The sequence below is a fragment of the Viridibacillus sp. KH_047 genome (assembly GCF_057838945.1).
The window spans coordinates 2,736,675-2,756,039 of record NZ_CM174479.1; the positions used below are offsets into that span (position 1 = coordinate 2,736,675).

Below are 19,365 nucleotides of genomic sequence, written 5' to 3' on the forward strand. Positions count from 1 at the left end.
GCTTTTTCATGCTAATCGACAAAATAACTTTCACTTATGTTTTAAATGATGAAATTTAAAAGTTCTTAACAATGAAAAAAGCTATTTCCCCATAGAGAAATAGCATAAATACAAAGAAATATAGGACAACAGTATTGTCTAATATAGATTGTTTTGCCGTAATCTCACTTTATTCCGAAGAGTAGATATACGCTATGAATTAGATAGGTCTCCTGGCTTATGCATCAATTTACTTTAAGGACCTTCCCGTATAAAACAGTGGTATTTCCTTATTTCATCAGCATTTACAGTTGCGGATACAGCTCCGGTATTTCACCGAATTCCCTTTTATGTATGTACTACACCTAATTCTGGCATACAATATTCACTTAATATAAACTTATCATAATATTGAAAATTAATCTATCGTATTTTGATTAATTTTTGATATTCAACTCATAACACATCAAATAATTATATAAATAAAGAAAAAGCGTATGTATATTTATATCGAAATTGTATATATCGATGAATCTATCAATATGTTAAGCACATGATTCCTGTTAAACATGTTAAAATCGGATTAATTACTATTTTAGTATCATGAATAATTAAGGGAGGAATTGCATGTTTAACGTTGGGGATATGCTTATTACTGTTATTGTAATAGCTTTAATTTTATTAGGTACGATTTCTTTTATGCTATTTGTTAGAAGAATCATTATTAATACAACACCAAAGAATGAATCTACCGAACTAAATGAAAAATTGGATAAGATTATCATGTTATTGGAAAAACAGTCTAAATAATTTGTATTCATTATAAAAAAACTAGCTATTGAATTTTATATAAGATTCAACAGCTAGTTTTTAGGTTAATTTAATTCAACTTCGATAATAATGGACGATTATTTTGCCAAATAACTTCTACTGGCATATCGAAAAATGCAGAAAGTTTTTCACTTGTTAGCATATTCACTGTACTTCCAGAAGCAAAAACTTGGCCCTTTTTTAATAATAATGTTTTCTGAAAAACCGGTAGAATTTCTTCAACGTGATGTGTGACATATATTATTGTTGGTCCGTTTTCTAAAGCCGCAATTTCACCAATTGTTTCTAACAATTGTTCTCTTGCTATGAAGTCAAACCCTGTCGCAGGTTCGTCTAATATGAGTAGCTCTGGATCATCCATTAATGCACGACCGATCAATATTCTTTGTTTTTCACCTTGCGATAAAGTTTGATAATCACGATCGGCATATTCAATACTCCCTAGTTTTTTCAATATGCTTATTGCCTTTTCTCGAATGATTGGTGTTGGCTTTTCGTATAAACCAATTGAAGCAAACGCACCTGAAAGAACGATTTCAAATGCACTATCATAGGGATTTAATTTTTGTTGTAATCCTGACGATACGAGGCCAATCTTTCTTCTAAGCTCTTCACCTAAAACGGATTTCCCAAACGTTCTTCCTACTACCTTTAAATCACCTTTAGTCGGAAAATAATAAGAACAGAGCATATTCAGCAAAGCTGATTTGCCAGCTCCATTTAATCCGTAAAGTACCCAATGCTCTCCTTTTTCTACTTGCCAATTAATATTTTCTAGAATCCATTGCCCTTCTCTTTTCAAACATACCTCTTTCATATGTAATACCATATCGAAAACCCCTTTATAAATATTCACTTCATTATAACTGAATATTCGAAAAAATATGATGTAAAAGAGAAGAAAGTTCAGAAGTTATCAAAATAGTAAACCCCCTCATGTTCTTGGACAAGAGGGGGTTTTATAACTATTTCGCGAAAATTTGAGTTCCATATGTTGGATATTGAGCGCCTTTACCAGAGACAACAATACCTATTCCAACTTTTTGATAATTAGGTGATAGAATATTTGCTTTATGGCCAGGAGAATTCATCCAACCATTCATGAAACTCGTTGCTGTTGGATAACCTGCCGCGATATTCTCTCCTGATGCAGATGTGTTATAACCTGATCCTTTAAGGAGGTTAGACCAACTTCCATAAGTTGGGCTTGTATGGCTGAAATAACGATTTTTCTCCATATCTAATGAACGAATTATCGCAAGCTTTGTAAGCTTTGGATCTTGCTTTAAAGGTTTCATATTCTTTTTTGCACGTTCTTTATTTAAAATAGTAACTATTTGATCTTGCATTTTTTTGTTTCCTAAATCAATGTAACTATCTACAAATTTACCAGATTTAATCCAATATAACTTGCTACCCTTTTTGACTTTGATCCAACCATTTGTATTTGCAGTGCTCACTTTATAAATTCCAGCTGCTAGTTTCGTTGCCGATTTCGATCCTTTTTCTTTTTTATAAGTCGTTGTTTTTTTAGAAAGATAAATATAATCACCAGTAAAACCGTCTTTTATCCACTTTTTATCTTTTGTTTGCATCCATTTGTCTTTAGTTGTTTTTATAATTGTAACTTTCTTTTTTGCAGGTACTGTAGATTTTCTTCCATATCCACCTTGCTTAGTAAACAACCTACTCTTTTCTGTAAGCGTAACTTGTTTTGTTTTTGAAGTACTTGCTTTAGCATATATAGGACTTGCTAAACTACCTAAAAAGATCATAGCCATGAAAATGACGCTTAGTTTTTTCAACATTTTATTCACCTTAATTCCTCCGGGAATCTAATTTTTAAAACGATATTTTCAATGTAATTAACACTCTCAATAGTTTTTTCGGAGAGTTCGTCATTAAATATAGTCGTTTTATTAATATCAATAATAAAAGAATCGTATAGACTACAATTTGTAATCACTATATCATATTATCAAATTTTTATGGGCACAAATCCCAAAAATAGTTTGATACTATTATTCTTTCAACCTTTCACAGATACTTAGACCTACTCTTTGAAAACTGTTCATTTATCTCCCATAAGGTAGAAGGATGGTCTATACTTAATCCCATATACTTTTGTGTTGTTAGTCTGATTCCAAGTGGTGTAGACACTTCACTCACAGCAACTACAAATCTGGGTAAAGTGTTTACGATGTTTTATTTAGCGGTTGGAGTAGGAGTTATGTTTCTAACATTACTGACTATTGGTAAGACGATGATTCAACTACGGATATTAAATTATTGTAAGTTTTAAGGTTGTCTTAAAAGACGACCTTTTTATTTTTTTGTAATAGTTTACTACTCAATTAGTTTCAACATTATTTACACTTACTTTTAAGAGGTTTTTTAGAAGTAGTTTCATTTTCCCTTTTAATTTCGTCGATACAAAGTAGTTTTTTCACAATTTCCTACTTTTGAATAATCGAAATATTTACTCTATATGTAATATAAGATATGATAAATATAGTTAAATTTATCTATAAACGAAATAATTATAGATATAAATTACTTATATCTGATAACTAGTATATAGAAGCGAGGTTTTTTATTTTGAATTTATTAGAAGTATTAAAACAAGCTACACCATACATACAAATGGCATTTAATAATGAAATCTTTGTAAGTATTGTTGAGCGAGATCAAAACAAGGTTTACTTTGCATCTCCAGGAACTAAAGTTGATCTAGGCGTAAAAACTGGTGACACTATGGAGATTACTGAAGAATTGCGACAAGCCTTCTCCGGGAAAAACGTTATGAGAGATATACCTGCTGAATTTTACGGGGTACTACTTCACACGAATATATATCCAATTAAAGAAAATGGTCATGTAATTGGAGCTTTTAGTTTAGTATTTTCTATGGAGAAACAAGAAAAGTTACAATCTTATATGGAGCATCTACAAAATGCTGTCATAGGTTTACAGGATAAAGTACATCTTGTTGCCTCTCATTCAGAGGAGCTAGCAGCAACAAGTACTGAAATTACTGCTCAATCTCGCCAAGCTCTTGCTGATTCAGAAGCTTCTCATAGCGTTACAGACTTTATCAAATCAATTTCCCAACAAACGAATTTGCTAGGGTTAAACGCTTCTATTGAGGCTGCGCGAGCAGGTCAGCATGGTGCTGGATTTAATATTGTTGCCCAAGAAGTACGAAAACTATCTCTAGAAACAAAGTCGGCTACCGAAAAGATTGAAGATTCTTTGAAAAATATCACACAAAATTTACAAGGTTTAATGGGCAGCATGAGTCAGATCAATTCCGCTTCAAACGAACAAGCTGAGCTAGTACAAGACTTCAGCTCTATTATAGAAGAACTAGGAACACTGAGTATTCAAATGGGGCAATTAATGAAAGAAACATTACGATGATTTTTATCACTCCATAAGTTTATAGAAAGCAATATACTTGAGCTCATTGATGTTATTTGTTTACCTTGCTTCGAATTCACCTTCACTCCTATATAGTTTCCTTTGTACATAAAAGAATTTATCACATTTGTCCGATTTTGTTGTCATATTCCCCTTGAATAAAGGAACGAATGTTCTTATAATAGATATAAGAGGTGAATCGCATGGAACGACATATTAATCCACAAAAATTGACTACTATTGAAACCTATCAATTACAGCGTATAGCGACAGAACTACTAAGTACTGCTTCGAAGGAAACCGTACTTTCTTCCTTGTCTATCTACGCCTGTTCACAAAAGCAACATTGCCCATCATTAAAAACAAATGTTAAAATAACGTGATTGTAATCTTAGAATTAAGTTATTTTTTCATCCATTCCCACTTCTCTTTATACCTAATAAAAATAAGCCCTGCACACTCTCAAAAGGTGTGTAGGGCTTATTACTTTCTTACATTAAGTTAAGTCTATAAATCAAGATTCTAATAATAGATCTTCAGGGTTTTCAAGTAATTCTTTTACAGTTTTTAAGAATCCTACAGAATCTTTACCATCAATAATACGGTGGTCATAAGATAATGCAACGTACATCATTGGACGAATTTGTACTTCATCACCAACAGCGATTGGACGTTTTTGGATTGTATGCATACCTAAGATAGCTGCTTGAGTACCATTCATGATTGGCGTAGACATTAATGAACCGAATACACCACCATTAGTGATTGTGAATGAACCACCTTGTAGGTCAGCGATTTGTAATTTTTTGTCACGTGCTTTTTTAGCAAGACCACCGATTGCATCTTCGATTTCTGCGAAGTTTTTACGATCGCAATCGCGAACAACTGGTACTACTAATCCATCGTCAGTAGATACAGCAACACCAACATCATAGAAGTTATTTAGGTGGATTTCGTTACCTACGATTTGAGCATTAACGTATGGATATTTTTTAAGTGCAGCAACTACTGCTTTTGTAAAGAATGACATGAAACCAAGACGAGTACCATCATGCTTTTCTTGGAATTGATCTTTTTTACGGCTACGAAGTGCCATAACGTTTGTCATGTCGATTTCGTTGAAAGTAGTAAGCATTGCTGTACTTTGTTTTACATCAAGTAAACGAGTTGCGATTGTTTGACGACGACGAGACATTTTTTCAACTGTCACGCGAGATTCATCAACTGCAGGAGTAGCAGCTTTCGGTGCTTCAGCTGGTTTTGCAGCAGGAGCAGCTGGCGCTGTACCATGTGCGGCTACATCTTGTACGCGAACTCGACCTTGAGGATCTACTGGAGATACAGATGCTAAGTCGATTCCTTTTTCACGAGCTAATTTGCGAGCAGCTGGGCTAGCAATTACACGCTCAGTTGAAGATGATTCTTCTACAACTACAGGTGCTGGTGCAGCTTTTGGTGCTTCTACAGCTGGTGCCGGTGCAGCCTCTTCAGCTGCTGGTGCTGGTGCTGGTGCTGGAGTTGCAGCAGCATCACCTGCTTCAACGATTGCGATTACAGCACCTACTAGTACAGTATCGCCTTCTTCAGCAAGGATTTCTTTCAAAATACCAGCTTCTTCAGAAATGATTTCAGCATTTACTTTATCAGTTTCAAGTTCAACGATGAACTCTCCTTTTTCTACTTTATCACCAGGTTTTTTCACCCATTGTGCGATCGTACCTTCTGTGATAGATTCTGCTAATTCCGGGACAATAATTTCAGCCACAATAATTTCCTCCTTCAAAATATTCGCTTTTTAGCGAGTTACAGCTTCTTCAATAATACGTGCTTGTTCAGCTTTGTATGAATCTGCATCACCTTCAGCAGGAGATGAACGTACGATACGACCAATGTAACGAACGTCTTTGTCTTCTGCTACTTCACGCATATAAGGATCTGCAAATGTCCATGAACCCATGTTTTGAGGTTCTTCTTGTACCCAAGCAAGCTCTTTTGCGTTAGGGAAACGTTTAATGATTGCAGCAATTTTCTCAGATGGGAATGGGTACAGTTGTTCAACGCGTACTAAGTGTACGTGATCGAATTCTTTTCCATCTCCAACTTTTTCTGCGATATCAATAGCAACTTTACCTGAAGCAAATAGAATACGCTCTACTTTTTTCGCAGCTGACCCAGTTGTTGGGTGTTCAATAACTGTTTCGAAGTGACCAGTTGTTAATTCTTCAACATCTGCTGCAACGATTTGATTACGTAATAGTGATTTTGGTGATACAAGAACTAATGGACGAATTGCTTCTGTACCTAACATCTTAGCTTGACGGCGTAATAAATGGAAGTAGTTTGCAGCGCTTGATAGGTTTGCAACTGTCCAGTTATTTTCACCTGCTAATTGTAAGAAACGTTCTAAACGAGCACTTGTATGTTCTGAACCTTGACCTTCGGCAGCATGCGGTAATAACATTACAAGACCCGATTTTTGACCCCATTTAGAGCGAGATGCTGAAATGAAGTTATCAAACATTACTTGAGCCATGTTTGCGAAGTCACCGTATTGCGCTTCCCAGATAGTTAAGTTTTTCTCGTTTTCTAAATTATAGCCATATTCATAGCCTACGATAGCAGCTTCAGATAATGGGCTGTTATACACAACAAATGAAGAATCTGCACCAGAAATATGGTGTAAAGGTGTTAATTCTGCACCTGTTTTTTCGTCATGTAATACTAGGTGACGGTGTGCGAATGTACCACGTTGTGCATCTTGACCTGTTAAACGGATTGAATTACCTTCTTGTGTAATTGTTCCGAATGCTAATGTTTCAGCATGACCCCAGTCAATTTTCCCTTTACCTACGAATGCATCTTCACGACGGCTTAGGATTTTGCCTAGTTTTTTGAAGACATTAAAGTCTTGTGGCCATGTTAATAATTCTTTATTCATTTTTTCTAGACGTTCGCGTTCAACACCAGTTTCTACGATATCATAACCGTTCTTCACAGCTTCTGGCATTTCGTTTTCAACATGTTGTCCTTCGCCAACTTCTTTCACATGATCATAAGCTGCTTGCATTTCTTTTTGTGTATCGGCATCTAAAGTTGCGACTTCTTCTGCTGTTACAATGCCTTGATTTGCAAGTGCTTTACCGTACAATGCACGTACTGTATCGTGTCCATGAACACCTGTGTACATTGTTGGGTTTGTGATCATTGGTTCGTCCATTTCATTATGACCATATCGGCGGTAACCGACTAAGTCTACTAAAATATCCTTACCAAATTGTTCACGATATTCTACTGCAAAACGAGCCACTTGTACAACTGCTTCTGGATCATCCGCATTAACGTGTAATATTGGAATTTCATAACCTTTTGCAGGGTCTGAAGAGTATACAGTTGAACGTGAATCATAATGCTCAGTAGTAAATCCAATCATATTATTAGCAATAATATGAACTGAACCACCTGTGTTAAATCCTTTTGTGCGAGAGTAGTTCATCGTTTCAGTTACGACACCTTGACCAGCAAACGCTGCGTCACCATGAACTAAAATCGCTAGAGCAGATTTAGCATCTTGAGTTGGAGCACCTGCTTTAGAAGTGTTATCTTGAGCTGCACGAGCTTGACCTGTAACAACTGGACTAACTACTTCTAAGTGAGATGGATTATACGCTAATTTGATTGTTGTACCTTTATTGCTGTTATATGTAGCACCCATGTGATATTTAACATCACCGAACCATCCTTTAGTTACTTCTAAAGAACCGTCTTTTGGAATAAATAACTCATTTGGAACGTGCGCAAAATCAGCAAACATCATATCATATGGTTTGTGTAATACATGTGTTAACACATTTAAGCGACCACGGTGAGCCATACCGATCATAACATTTTTTACACCTTTGTCTTCTGAACGGTGAACAATCTCATCCATTAGAACAACTAATGCATCTAAACCTTCGATAGAAAAACGTTTTTGTCCCACAAATGTTTTATGGATGAATTTCTCAAATCCTTCAACCTTTGTTAATTGGTTTAAAACTGCTTTTCTCTCATCATTTGAAAGACCTGCGTTTAATACGCCACTTTCAATTTTAGATTGAAGCCACACTCTCTCTTCACTGTTAACAACGTGTGCAATTTCTACAGCAATCTTATTTGTGTAAATCGCTTTTAGGTAATTAATAGCATCTAATCCATTGTTAACGCTTGCAGGAATGTCCTTTAATAATAACGAAGCAGGGATTTCGATTAGATCTTGATCAGATAAACCGTAAGTTTTTGCTTCGATTCGAGTAGTGTCACGTGGATGGTCTTTTAAAGGATAAATATCTGCTCCTAAGTGACCATATACACGAATGGCATCCGCATATTGAACGGCAGCTAAAACTTTTGCAAAGTTACCTGGTTCAACGTTTGTAACGTTTGATACTTCACTAGTTTGAACTGGTGCTCCGTATTGTTCGAATAATGATACAAGTTCTGGATCAACTTCTTCTGGTGATGTTAAATACAAATCGTACATTTCCATCACATAGCCAAGGTTGGGACCTGAAAAAGCTGCCCATGGTGAGCTTACAGGTGAAACATTGTTTGACATGTAGAATTACCTCCAACTTTTTTGCCAAGTGGCAGTTCCATTAATTAAATTAATTAATAATTTGAAAATCCACTAACTATCTTACCATTCTTCCTGCTTAAGGGAAACAACTGTATTAATAAATCAAGAAGAACATTTTTCCCCTTCAATCTTACTACTCTTCACAAAAAATACAATCGTTTTCAACAAATTTAGCAATTTTTTATCTTGAACGAACTAATAATAGAATAAAGTTTGATAAAAACGTCATTTTTCAGCCGGCAATTCTATAGTGAAAGTACTGCCAAAATGGAGTTTACTATTCACCTTTATCGTTCCACGATATTTATTTACCAGCATATTTACAATACTCAAACCTAATCCTGTGCCCCCACCATCACGTGAACGAGATGAGTCGACTCTGTAAAAACGATCAAATATACGTGTTTGATCTTCCTCTGCAATACCAATTCCTCGATCTGACACTTCAATTTGTACACTTTCATATTGTTTTGAAAGCTTGATTTTAACCCTTGGACTTTTTTCTGAATAGCGTATAGCATTTTGCAGAAGATTGCGTAAAATCTGACCATAGGCATTGTCAGAAATAATTGCCCTATAACTAATTTCTGAATCCACTTCTAATTCAATCGTTGCGTCCGGAGATAATACTTTTATTTCCTCCATAATATCGGTAGTTATCATAAGAATATCAGCATTGTTTTGTAAATCATTCTGTTCTCTTCTTGCAAGTTCTAACATCTCTTCTATAAGCTTTTTCATACGTGTAATTTCGAGTAAGGAAGTGTTTAATGATTCTTCTAAAACAGCTGGATCATCTTTACCCCATCTTTTGATTAACGATAAATGTCCTTCTACTACTTGAATAGGGGTTCTCAGCTCATGAGAGGCATCAGAAATGAATTGTTGCTGGCTAAGGAAGGATTGCTCTAGCTCCCCCATCATCGATCGATATACGGTCAATAAGTCACCAATTTCATCTTTGGCATCGTATTGGAGTTTAATAGGCGCAGTAAAACCCTGTTCTGCCACTTCTGTCATTTCTAGTCTCAAGTCGTCTAGTGGTTTCAATAAAGTAGTCGCTAAAATATATCCTATTCCTGCAGATGCTATGAGGGCCCCTAACCCCAAAATACACATAGCCGTTAAAATATATCGCATAAGGGATACAAATGAAGTCAAAGGATGCGTCAATTGTATATAGCCTGAAAAAGGTCCAATCCTGATTGTCGATGCCGCCAAAAACGTATCTACATTTTCTACCTTTTCTTTCGAAATAGCATATCCGTGATTTGGTAAATTTTCTGGTACTGAAGGCATGATTTTCGTCGAATCATTAATACGTAATATTTCAACTTTATCTTGATTCAGTATACGGACTGTTTGATTCTTATCTACTATAGAATTCATAAGCCCCGTATTTGACTGAATATCATGTATGGTTAAGAAATTACCTTTAGATTCAAAAAACACTGTTAAATCATCCATCGTACGTTTTACGGACTGCTCCTGCTCATTTAAAAGCCATGAGTGGATAGCAATATAAAGGACTGAACAAATAACAGCAAAGCTAACGAAAATGACGACAGCAGATGTAAGTGCCCATTTCCCCTTTAACGACTGGTTCGATAAATAGTGATGGACTCTATTCATTCTCGCATCACATACCCGACTCCACGAACTGTTTCAATGTAACTACTTTCTATTTTAGGTAGTTTTGAGCGCAGGTGTCGGATATAAACGTCTACAACATTTGTTTCCACATCGGATTGATAACCCCATACCTGCTCTAAAATTTGATCGCGGGTACAAACACGATTCTTATTCTCAATTAATAAGCTGAGTAGATCAAATTCTGTTTTCGTCAAACTAAGTATTTCCTCATTGACATAGGCAGTGTATGCCGCAGAATCAATAGTAATATTTTTAAATATTAATCGTTGACCTGTTGATTCGATCGAAGTGTACCGTCTTAAAATAGAGCGAATTCTTGCTAGTAATTCTTCAATAGCAAAAGGTTTGACAATGTAATCATCTGCTCCAGCATCTAGACCCGCTACACGATCAATTACAGCATCTCGTGCGGTTATTAAGATAATAGGTACATCCGATATGGCTCTAATGCGTCTACATACTTCAATTCCATTTAATTCAGGAAGCATAACATCGAGTAAAATGACATCGAATTCTTGCTCTAGAGCCGTATCTAAACCAACACGGCCGTTAGAACAAACTGTCACTTCAAATTGTTCATGCTTCAGTTCTAATTCAATAAATCGCGCAATGTTTTTTTCATCTTCTACTAATAGAATATGCTTTTGCATTGAAAACACCTTCCATCTTTAACTTGAAAAATGATATGAGTTTTTCCCTTTTGTTTTTTTCGCTAAATATAGTGCCTCATCTGCTTTATCTAGCAAGTCTTCTATTGAATGACCATTCTCAGGGAAAGAAGCAATTCCAATAGACGAGGTAGGCGAAAAGTGTTGTTCGTTAATAGTCCAACCATCTTTTAATGTTTGTTGAATACGTTTAATCGTATTTTTCACTTGTTGTTTTCGAATGTATTGGTCTTTAGACATATTAGTTAAGACAACAATAAATTCGTCTCCACCTATTCGACTAACTATATCTAAATCGCGAACACTGGAAACAAGTGCAAGTCCAAAATTACGGATAAAGTCATCTCCAACATCATGACCGAAATCATCATTCACCTTTTTAAATTCATCTCCATCAATATAGAGCAATGTAATAGCATAATTTAGAGCAATCGCTTCTTTGACTAACTTAGTAAATTCCATCAATAAGTAACGTCGATTTGGTAGCAACGTCAAACTATCATGATAGGCCATAAAGCGCAACTGATCTTCCCTTTTCTTACGATGAGTAATTTCCCTAGCGACACTTACATATTGGAACACTTCGTCACGCTCAGCATCCTTTACTGCTGTAAGATAGGTTTCAGTCCAAAAAGTTTCTCCATTTTTCATTTTAATTTGTAAATCAATCTGTACGTCCCCTTCTTCCAATAGAGTCGATGAAAATTCACTCTTTAACAATTCCTTACTATCATCAGACATCATATCAAAATAGAAACGTCCAAGTAGCTCGTCCTTTTCAAAGCCAAGTCGTTTTATATGGTTCGGGGAAACATAAATGATTATTCCATCATCGTTCGTAATGACAATCAAATCATTCGTATTTTCGGTGATAAGTCGGAATGTTTTTTCAATATTCCGAAGGCTGGTCATCATAATTTTTTTATCAGATACATCAAAGCAGACAGAAAGAAAACTATCAATTTCTCCATTATTGCTGAAGATTGGAACAATCGTGGTGTCCATCCAGTATCGGTTACCGTATTTAGAATGATTGCAAATTTCGCCGCGCCAAGTTTGACCATTTAGTAACGTTTTCTGCATTTCTTCATAAAATGAAGAAGGCTGATTCCGTGAATTTAATATCTTATTCGAATTTCCAATTAGCTCATCTGCACTATATTGACTTGATTGTGCATAACGCTCATTTACAAATTTAATGACACCATTTTTATCGGTAATACAAATATTAGCCGCTGAATTCAGAGCCCCTTTATAACTATCAAGCATGTGATTTACCTGACGTAAATCTTCTTTTAATTGAATATTTTTCGTTAATTCTAACCATTGAATATAAATAGCTACAACTTGGTTATTAGTAGTGATTGGCGAAAAACTGACAAGGAATTGACTCTCAGTGCCATCCGCTTTTTTATGTGTATATAAAACGGAAGGATGCCCTCTTCCATTTAATGCGTCTTGGAGATGCTCTGCGAACGATTCATGATCTTCTGGTGAAACAAGCTGAAAATCAAAAAACAACCTCCCTTTCCACTCTTCAATTTTGCAGTTAAAGTACTGCTCAAATTTAGGATTACCATCAAAAAAGGTTAAATCATTAGCTAATACAATCGTTGGATCCATTTTCATGTCAAAAAGTGATTGTAGAAATAAGTTTTTTTCCTCCATCACTTTTTGCTGTGAAATTTCTTTCGTAACAGCAAGTATATATTGCTTTCCGCCATATAAAATTGGCGTAACGGTTGTTTCATTCGTGCGTTTAGTGTCAGAGAATAAATAGAAATCTCGGTATTGGAGCAATTGCTGTTTCTCGATGGATTCATTGTAATATTTAACTATCATCTCAACGACTTCTGTTTCTAAACAAGCAGATAAACTTTTGTCTATTGGCGACACGTCAAAAACAACTTCAGCTGCACGATTTATGTATACGTATTGATATTCACCACTGACTTTTTCCATTAAAAAAACAAAATCTAAACAATTTTGATACAGCGCATCAAACTGCTCTTTAGTAATCAGATTGCTATTCAATATTGCCACCTCTTCAAGAAGTTAAATAAATAGATGCTGTTTTTGTCTCTGCATAAGTAATTAGAGATTCATAAGCTTTTTGTTCATCTGTTTCCTTAACAGATTGCCACAACCATTCGTTTTCGGTGTTCAACTCTAATTCAGCTACAAATGTTGCATTCCCAATTAGTTTTAAAACGTAATCCCCTTCATTATGTATCACATGACATTGAACAAAGCCACCAGGGTTATAGACTGTTACTTTACTAGCTGAAACTACTCCCTCTATAGAAGAAACTAATGCAGATGCTGTCATCGCCGTGCCGCAAGCGTTGGTAAAGCCTACTCCACGTTCATATGTACGGACGTAAATTGAATCCTCATCCATCGGATACACATAGCTCACATTTACGCCGTCTGGACAATATTCATTATCTCCATTTAATTTACTTGATAATCTTTCTTGATGATGTGTACTGGATATTTTATCTGCCTGTACAATTCCGATTAAATGTGGGTTTGGAACTGAAACAGCTGTAAATGAAATATCATCAGCAAATTCCTCAATTACTTCATTGCGAATTTGTTGGTTGTTTTTGTAAAGCATTGGTAAAGAAGCCAAGGCAAAAGATACTGGTGCAATTTCAACAGAATATGTAGGAATGCCACCGAAAATTGATACTTCTTTTTGCACCTTTAAGACAGCTTTCATTGTTTCAATTAACGCCTCTGAAACGTTATATTTTTCACAAATATAACGAGCGACGCAACGTAAACCGTTGCCACACATAGATGCCTCTGATCCGTCAGCATTAATGACACGCATTTTTGCGAGTCCTATTTTAGATGGAGCGACAAGCAGTAGGCCATCTGCTCCCCCAAGATTATCTTTTTTACAAAGCCAAATGCCAAGTTTAGACCAATCCATACTTTTTTCATCATTTGTTTCAAATATGTAAAATGTATTGCCTGAACCATGAACTTTATGTAATTGCATTAACATATACAACCCCCCGTATTCTCTCTCTATATATATCATAATTCTATTTTGTCAAGCATACAACTGTATATGTTTCATTTAATGCTAGTAAATATTACAAATTTATTTTTTCATGTTTTTTTCTTTGCAAATCAGGAAAAACTTAGTATAGTTAAATTGCAAAATAATTTCATAAAATGATTCCTATTTTTTTATAGAGTCAATAGGGAAGGCAAATGGTGCGCCACCAGTAGTCATGCTGGTTCTAGTGGGTTCGATTCCCACCCCGAAATTTTTTATGCAACATTATATGAAAAATTTCGAGGGGGCTAGGACCTGCCATTTATTTGGACGTTCACCCCCGTAAAGGAGGCGTTTCGCTTGATTAAGCGACGTGAATTACACGAATGTAACGATCTTTATGAGTTACTAAAACACCCATCTGTCTTCCCTTTTGTGCGTCAGAAAGCTAATAGTGCCGATGAGTACTGGTTTTTGACTAACCAACTAATGGAAGACGAGGAGAACGGTAAAGCCGTTTCTCGTACGATAACCGATGACTGGGGACAACCCATCGGCACAATTACCGTCTATGATGTGCAAGACGGCGCTGGCTTTTTAGGCACTTGGATCGGTACCCCACACCAAGGTAAGGGATACAACCAGAAAGCAAAAGAACTCTTCTTGCACGAACTGTTCTTTGATCTAGAGTTCCATACCGTTTTCTTGCGCATTCGCACCGAAAACACTAAATCCCTTCGTGCTGCCGAAAAAATTGGCTATATAATGGATGCCAAAGAAAGCCACCCATCCTTGTACGAACAAATCAACCAAGGTGACAAGCACTTCGAATTAATGAAAATCCAAAAAGACTTCTTTTATTTATATACAGCTAGTCAGAACAAAGAAGAAGAAGAACAAGCAATGTAAACTTAAATGCTAAAGCGGCCCGTTTAGCCCCGACAAGCACTGGAACTTTCGAATCGAAAATATCTTTTCAATTTTCGACCGAGAAAGTGGAAGTGACCTCGAGGGGCTGGCCGCTGAAGCTGGATATTCCTAAATGCTGAAGGCGCTCGTTCAGCTGTTAGGTCGTTGGAAGGCGGAAGCCAAAGTCGCTTTTTGACTTTGAGCGCCCGACTGAAACGACCCGAACAGCTAGCGCCTGAAGCTGGATATCTATCTTAATGCTGAAGCGGCCCGCTCAGCCCCGACAAGCACTGGAAGGCTCGAATCAAAGGCGCTTTTCGCCTTTGACCGAGAGACTGATGTGACCTCGAGGGGCTGGCCGCTGAAGCTGGATAACCTAAATGCTGAAGGCGCTCGTTCAGACTCGACAGGCGTTGGAGGGCTCGAACACAAGACGCTTTTTGTCTTGTGTCGAGAGACCGAAACGACCCGAGAGTCTAGCGCCTGAAGCTGGATATTCTAAATGCTAATGGCGCTCGTTCAACCTCATAATGGTATTTCATTAAAAGAAGCTTTCACAAATGTGAAAGCTTCTTTTTTCTTTTGGCTCTGTTAAAATCTAATGTTGAACGAAATTATTAATCACCTTTCAAATGATAGATTAGTTGCACAACGCCAGAAGAAAACGTTTTTGTATCAACTATTTTTAAATTCAACCTCTGTTTTATATCAATAAACATCGGTTTCCCTTCTCCCAAAATAACAGGGTGAATAGATAATCTAAATTCATCAACAAGCCCTAAATTTATAAAAGTTGTAATGAGACTTGCTCCGCCATATAGCCAGATGTCTTTACCAGGCTTATTCTTCAATTTATTTACTTCTTCAAGAATATTTTCATTTATAAATATTGCTCTATTATCAGTCTCTTTTTGTGTTCTGGAAAACACATATTTCTCTTTACTATGAACCAATTCCCAAATTTCTTTTTCGGTATCAGATTCTTTAGATTTTGGAATATATTGTCCCCATAGATCGTAACTTTTTCTACCATAAATAATAGCATCAATTTCATTCAAGAAATTAGTGAACCCCATATCAGGGTCCATAATGCACCAATCAACTTCTCCATTTTTCCCTTCAATAAAACCATCTAAAGTAACTGCTAAATCTAAAATTATTCTTCTCTGTTTTACGTTATTTGACATAACTTTTTCTCCTTTTATCATTTTCTTCTGCCCCGATATTCAATATTTCATTATCGACAGCATGTTAAAAGTTACTGAAAGTCCCAAAATAATCTGTACCCCTTTAAATAAGGATTACAGAACGAATTTAGATATTCGCAGGCTATTATAAACATCTGTCATTTCAAATACAATTGAGGTTGAAGGTTCAACATAGCGTTTAACTCATTGATATACTTGTTCTTTTTTTGTGATAACTTGTCGATATACTTTAATAAGTTGCTTAACGTTTTCTCACCTTAACACCCCGAATACTTGTTCTTACCCTGATTTTAACAAGTATTCAGGGAAGTATCAAATATCAACATTTACTTTTAACTAAGCCTTTCTTTTAAAAAATCCATACGCTATTGAATTCACAAAGCCCCTCTTTTTTCTACATAAAAAAGGACATTAACTATATTTATAGTTAATGTCCTTTTTATGAAGCTATCTCAGTTAGAGACATTTTCGTTATTTAGTATAATTTAATATCAACTCTACCATTTCATCTGGTGTTTTAGGAGATTCTGTTTCTCGCATTTGCTTGATTAAACCTTCTTTATGTTGCTTTAGGCTAAGTAGGGCTTCCATAAATGTTTTATTCGTTAAATCATCTTCTTGTAAAACTTCAGCTAAACCTTGTTCAAAAAATAACTTAGCGTTCAGAATTTGATCGCCACGTGATTTTTGTAGAGATAACGGAATAAGTAACATTGGTTTTTCCAAAGCTAAAAACTCAAAAATAGAGTTTGAACCCGCTCTTGATACGATTAGATCTGAAGCGTGTAATAGGTCTGGCAATTCTGTCGTTACATATTCAAACTGCTTATAGCCAGGCATATTCACTAAAGCTTCATCTATATGCCCTTTTCCGCAAAGATGAATAACATTGTGGTTTTCTAAAAGTTGTACAATATTAGCACGTACTGCATCGTTAATAAATTTAGACCCTTGGCTCCCACCCATAATTAGGATTACTTCTTTTCTTTCTTTAAATCCACATAATGCTAAGCCTGTTGCTTTTCGTCCTTCAAATAAAGCCGGGCGAATAATTGATCCAGTGCAAGAGGCTTTTTCTGCTGGTAAATGCTTAAGCGTTTGTTTGAATACAGTGAAAATATGCGAAGCAAATGGTAATGATAATTTATTTGCAAGACCTGGTGTAACATCAGATTCATGCGCAATAACTGGAACACCAGCCATTTTTGCTGCCATAACAACAGGTACCGATACAAAGCCGCCTTTAGAAAAAATCGCTACAGGTTTTAATTTACGAATAATCGTTAATGCTTGTGCAACACCTGCTAAAACTCTGAACGGGTCTGTAAAATTTTTCATTGAAAAATAACGTCTTAATTTACCGCTTGAAATTGCATGATATTGGAGGTCAGGGAATGCCTGGCCGATAATTTCTTTTTCAATGCCCTCTTTAGAGCCAATATAGTGTACCTCATAGCCTTTTTTAAGGAAAGATGGTATTATAGCCTGATTGAGTGAAACGTGGCCAGCTGTACCCCCACCAGTTAATATTATTGTTTGGTTCGTCATTATTATTCTCCTATTCTGCTAGAACAATGTATGAACTGCTTTGTATTTACTAGAACAGCTACTTATTTTACTATACGAAATCACAATAGAAAAGATGTCAATTTATACTTGGAGGCGAATTACATGCATGAAACAACTACGATGAGAGAGAAATGGACAGTCATGCTGAAAATTGTGTTTCCGATCTTAATCACCCAAATTGCTTTATACTTAATGTCGTTTTTCGATGTCTTAATGTCAAGTAAATATAGCACTGCTGACTTAGCAGGTGTTTCCATTGGTTCTTCGATTTGGTTGCCTGTTTATACAGGTTTATCAGGAATTCTTTTATCCATAACACCTATTGTAGCACAATTTGTCGGTGCAAAAAGACAGAAAGAAGCGACATTTTCAGTTCAACAAGGTTTTTATGTTGCAATTGTATTAGCAATAATTATTTTTGGACTATTAATGGCGGGCATTAATCCCCTATTAAATGCGATGACTTTAGAACCTGAAGTTCAACGCGTTGCACATGATTATTTGATTGCTATGAGTTTTGGTTTAATTCCACTATTTGTATATAGCGTACTACGCTGTTTCATCGATGCACTTGGAAAAACTAGAATCTCGATGTTCATCACTTTACTAGCTACACCTGTTAACATTTTCTTTAACTACTTATTAATATTTGGTAAATTTGGCTTTCCTGAGCTTGGAGGAGTAGGCTCTGGGGTGGCTTCTGCCGTAACTTATTGGATTATTTGTGTTGTGGCAATTGTCATTACGATGAAGGGTCAACCATTTAAAAACTTTAATTTGTATGTCAATTGGCCAAAGATCCACTTTGCAAAATGGCTCGAGATTTGCAAAATCGGGGTACCTATCGGCTTATCTATTTTTGCTGAAACAAGTATTTTCTCAGTTGTTGCAATCATGATGAGTAATTATAGTACTGCTGTTATTGGAGCCCATCAAATTGCGATGAACTTTGCAAGTCTTACCTATATGATGCCATTGAGTATTGCAATGGGTGCAACTATCTTAGTTGGCTTTGAAGTTGGTGCTAAACGTTTCAAAGATGCACGTATTTATAGCTATATATCAGTAATGACGGCCGTTATTTTCAGTTTTATTTCCGCCACTATTTTAATCATTTTCAGAGAACAAATAGCCGGTGTATATTCTACAGATCCACAAGTACTCACGCTAGCAACCCAGTTTTTAATCTATGCGGCTTTCTTTCAATTGTCCGATGCCATACAAGCACCGGTACAAGGCGCATTACGTGGGTATAAGGACGTAACGATTACTTTCATAATGGCGATGATATCGTATTGGGTAATTGGATTACCTCTTGGCTATGTTATTGCAAATTATACAGATTTAGGTCCATTTGGTTATTGGATTGGTCTTATTAGTGGACTTACAGCTGGCGCCATTACATTGAGCTTCCGTCTTATTATTGTTCAACGGAGAGCGAAAAAAGAGTCACAAGAAAACTCCTCTATTGCTCAATAGAGGAGTTTTTTTCTTCTAATA

The 19,365-nt window shown here is 35.9% G+C and carries 16 protein-coding genes and 1 riboswitch; of the genes, 6 read left to right on the forward strand and 10 right to left on the reverse strand.

Translation table 11 applies throughout. From position 1 onward, the window contains the following. Positions 1-184 precede the first annotated feature (184 nt). Positions 185-363, reverse strand: a riboswitch (cobalamin riboswitch). Between the two features lie 243 nt (positions 364-606). Continuing rightward, positions 607-789, forward strand: coding sequence for a DUF4083 family protein (locus tag AC3IS5_RS13515; protein WP_489424889.1), 183 nt, complete (start codon positions 607-609; stop codon positions 787-789). A gap of 70 nt (positions 790-859) precedes the next feature. On the opposite strand, the gene AC3IS5_RS13520 is transcribed toward AC3IS5_RS13515, so the two are convergent. Both AC3IS5_RS13520 and AC3IS5_RS13525 read right to left on the reverse strand, forming a co-directional pair. Continuing rightward, positions 860-1,639: an ABC transporter ATP-binding protein gene (locus AC3IS5_RS13520; protein WP_489424890.1), complete on the reverse strand. Its 780-nt coding sequence runs from the start codon at positions 1,637-1,639 to the stop codon at positions 860-862. A gap of 136 nt (positions 1,640-1,775) precedes the next feature. Beyond that, positions 1,776-2,618, reverse strand: a complete 843-nt coding sequence (locus AC3IS5_RS13525) for a CAP domain-containing protein (RefSeq protein ID WP_489427891.1) — start codon at positions 2,616-2,618, stop codon at positions 1,776-1,778. Positions 2,619-2,887: 269 nt separating this feature from the next. Here AC3IS5_RS13525 and AC3IS5_RS13530 point away from each other — a divergent pair, with 269 nt between their 5' ends. The 3 genes from AC3IS5_RS13530 to AC3IS5_RS13540 all read left to right on the forward strand — a co-directional run bounded on the left by AC3IS5_RS13530 (position 2,888) and on the right by AC3IS5_RS13540 (position 4,613). Then, positions 2,888-3,112 (forward strand): ion channel, encoded by a 225-nt coding sequence (locus AC3IS5_RS13530; RefSeq protein ID WP_489427892.1) that lies wholly within the window; start codon positions 2,888-2,890, stop codon positions 3,110-3,112. Positions 3,113-3,408: 296 nt separating this feature from the next. Then, the gene (locus AC3IS5_RS13535; RefSeq protein ID WP_489424891.1) at positions 3,409-4,230 is read left to right on the forward strand and encodes a methyl-accepting chemotaxis protein; all 822 of its coding nucleotides are present in this window, start codon (positions 3,409-3,411) and stop codon (positions 4,228-4,230) included. 203 nt (positions 4,231-4,433) lie between these two features. Further along, positions 4,434-4,613: a hypothetical protein gene (locus tag AC3IS5_RS13540; protein WP_489424892.1), complete on the forward strand. Its 180-nt coding sequence runs from the start codon at positions 4,434-4,436 to the stop codon at positions 4,611-4,613. Between the two features lie 131 nt (positions 4,614-4,744). Here the strand turns inward: AC3IS5_RS13540 and odhB are convergent, their stop codons facing one another. The 6 genes from odhB to dapF form a co-directional block, all read right to left on the reverse strand. Next, positions 4,745-5,995 (reverse strand): 2-oxoglutarate dehydrogenase complex dihydrolipoyllysine-residue succinyltransferase, encoded by a 1,251-nt coding sequence (odhB, locus tag AC3IS5_RS13545; RefSeq protein WP_489424893.1) that lies wholly within the window; start codon positions 5,993-5,995, stop codon positions 4,745-4,747. Between the two features lie 30 nt (positions 5,996-6,025). Further along, positions 6,026-8,824, reverse strand: a complete 2,799-nt coding sequence (locus tag AC3IS5_RS13550; RefSeq protein ID WP_489424894.1) for a 2-oxoglutarate dehydrogenase E1 component — start codon at positions 8,822-8,824, stop codon at positions 6,026-6,028. Between the two features lie 246 nt (positions 8,825-9,070). Further along, positions 9,071-10,477, reverse strand: coding sequence for a HAMP domain-containing sensor histidine kinase (locus AC3IS5_RS13555; protein WP_489424895.1), 1,407 nt, complete (start codon positions 10,475-10,477; stop codon positions 9,071-9,073). After that, positions 10,474-11,148 (reverse strand): response regulator transcription factor, encoded by a 675-nt coding sequence (locus AC3IS5_RS13560; protein WP_489424896.1) that lies wholly within the window; start codon positions 11,146-11,148, stop codon positions 10,474-10,476. The genes AC3IS5_RS13555 and AC3IS5_RS13560 overlap by 4 nt, the downstream gene beginning before the upstream one ends. Positions 11,149-11,166: 18 nt before the next feature. Beyond that, positions 11,167-13,200 (reverse strand): PAS domain S-box protein, encoded by a 2,034-nt coding sequence (locus AC3IS5_RS13565; RefSeq protein ID WP_489424897.1) that lies wholly within the window; start codon positions 13,198-13,200, stop codon positions 11,167-11,169. Between the two features lie 13 nt (positions 13,201-13,213). After that, a complete protein-coding gene (gene dapF / locus AC3IS5_RS13570) occupies positions 13,214-14,182 on the reverse strand; it encodes a diaminopimelate epimerase (RefSeq protein ID WP_489424898.1) in 969 nt (322 codons plus the stop codon). 357 nt (positions 14,183-14,539) lie between these two features. Here dapF and AC3IS5_RS13575 point away from each other — a divergent pair, with 357 nt between their 5' ends. Beyond that, positions 14,540-15,088, forward strand: coding sequence for a GNAT family N-acetyltransferase (locus AC3IS5_RS13575; RefSeq protein ID WP_489424899.1), 549 nt, complete (start codon positions 14,540-14,542; stop codon positions 15,086-15,088). 617 nt (positions 15,089-15,705) lie between these two features. Here the strand turns inward: AC3IS5_RS13575 and AC3IS5_RS13580 are convergent. Beyond that, entirely contained in the window at positions 15,706-16,275 is a 570-nt protein-coding gene (locus AC3IS5_RS13580; RefSeq protein ID WP_489424900.1) for a dihydrofolate reductase family protein, read from the reverse strand. A gap of 492 nt (positions 16,276-16,767) precedes the next feature. Beyond that, positions 16,768-17,844, reverse strand: a complete 1,077-nt coding sequence (murG, locus tag AC3IS5_RS13585; protein ID WP_489424901.1) for an undecaprenyldiphospho-muramoylpentapeptide beta-N-acetylglucosaminyltransferase — start codon at positions 17,842-17,844, stop codon at positions 16,768-16,770. A 123-nt stretch (positions 17,845-17,967) separates the two neighbouring features. Here murG and AC3IS5_RS13590 point away from each other — a divergent pair, with 123 nt between their 5' ends. Beyond that, positions 17,968-19,344, forward strand: a complete 1,377-nt coding sequence (locus AC3IS5_RS13590; protein WP_489424902.1) for an MATE family efflux transporter — start codon at positions 17,968-17,970, stop codon at positions 19,342-19,344. Positions 19,345-19,365 lie beyond the last annotated feature (21 nt).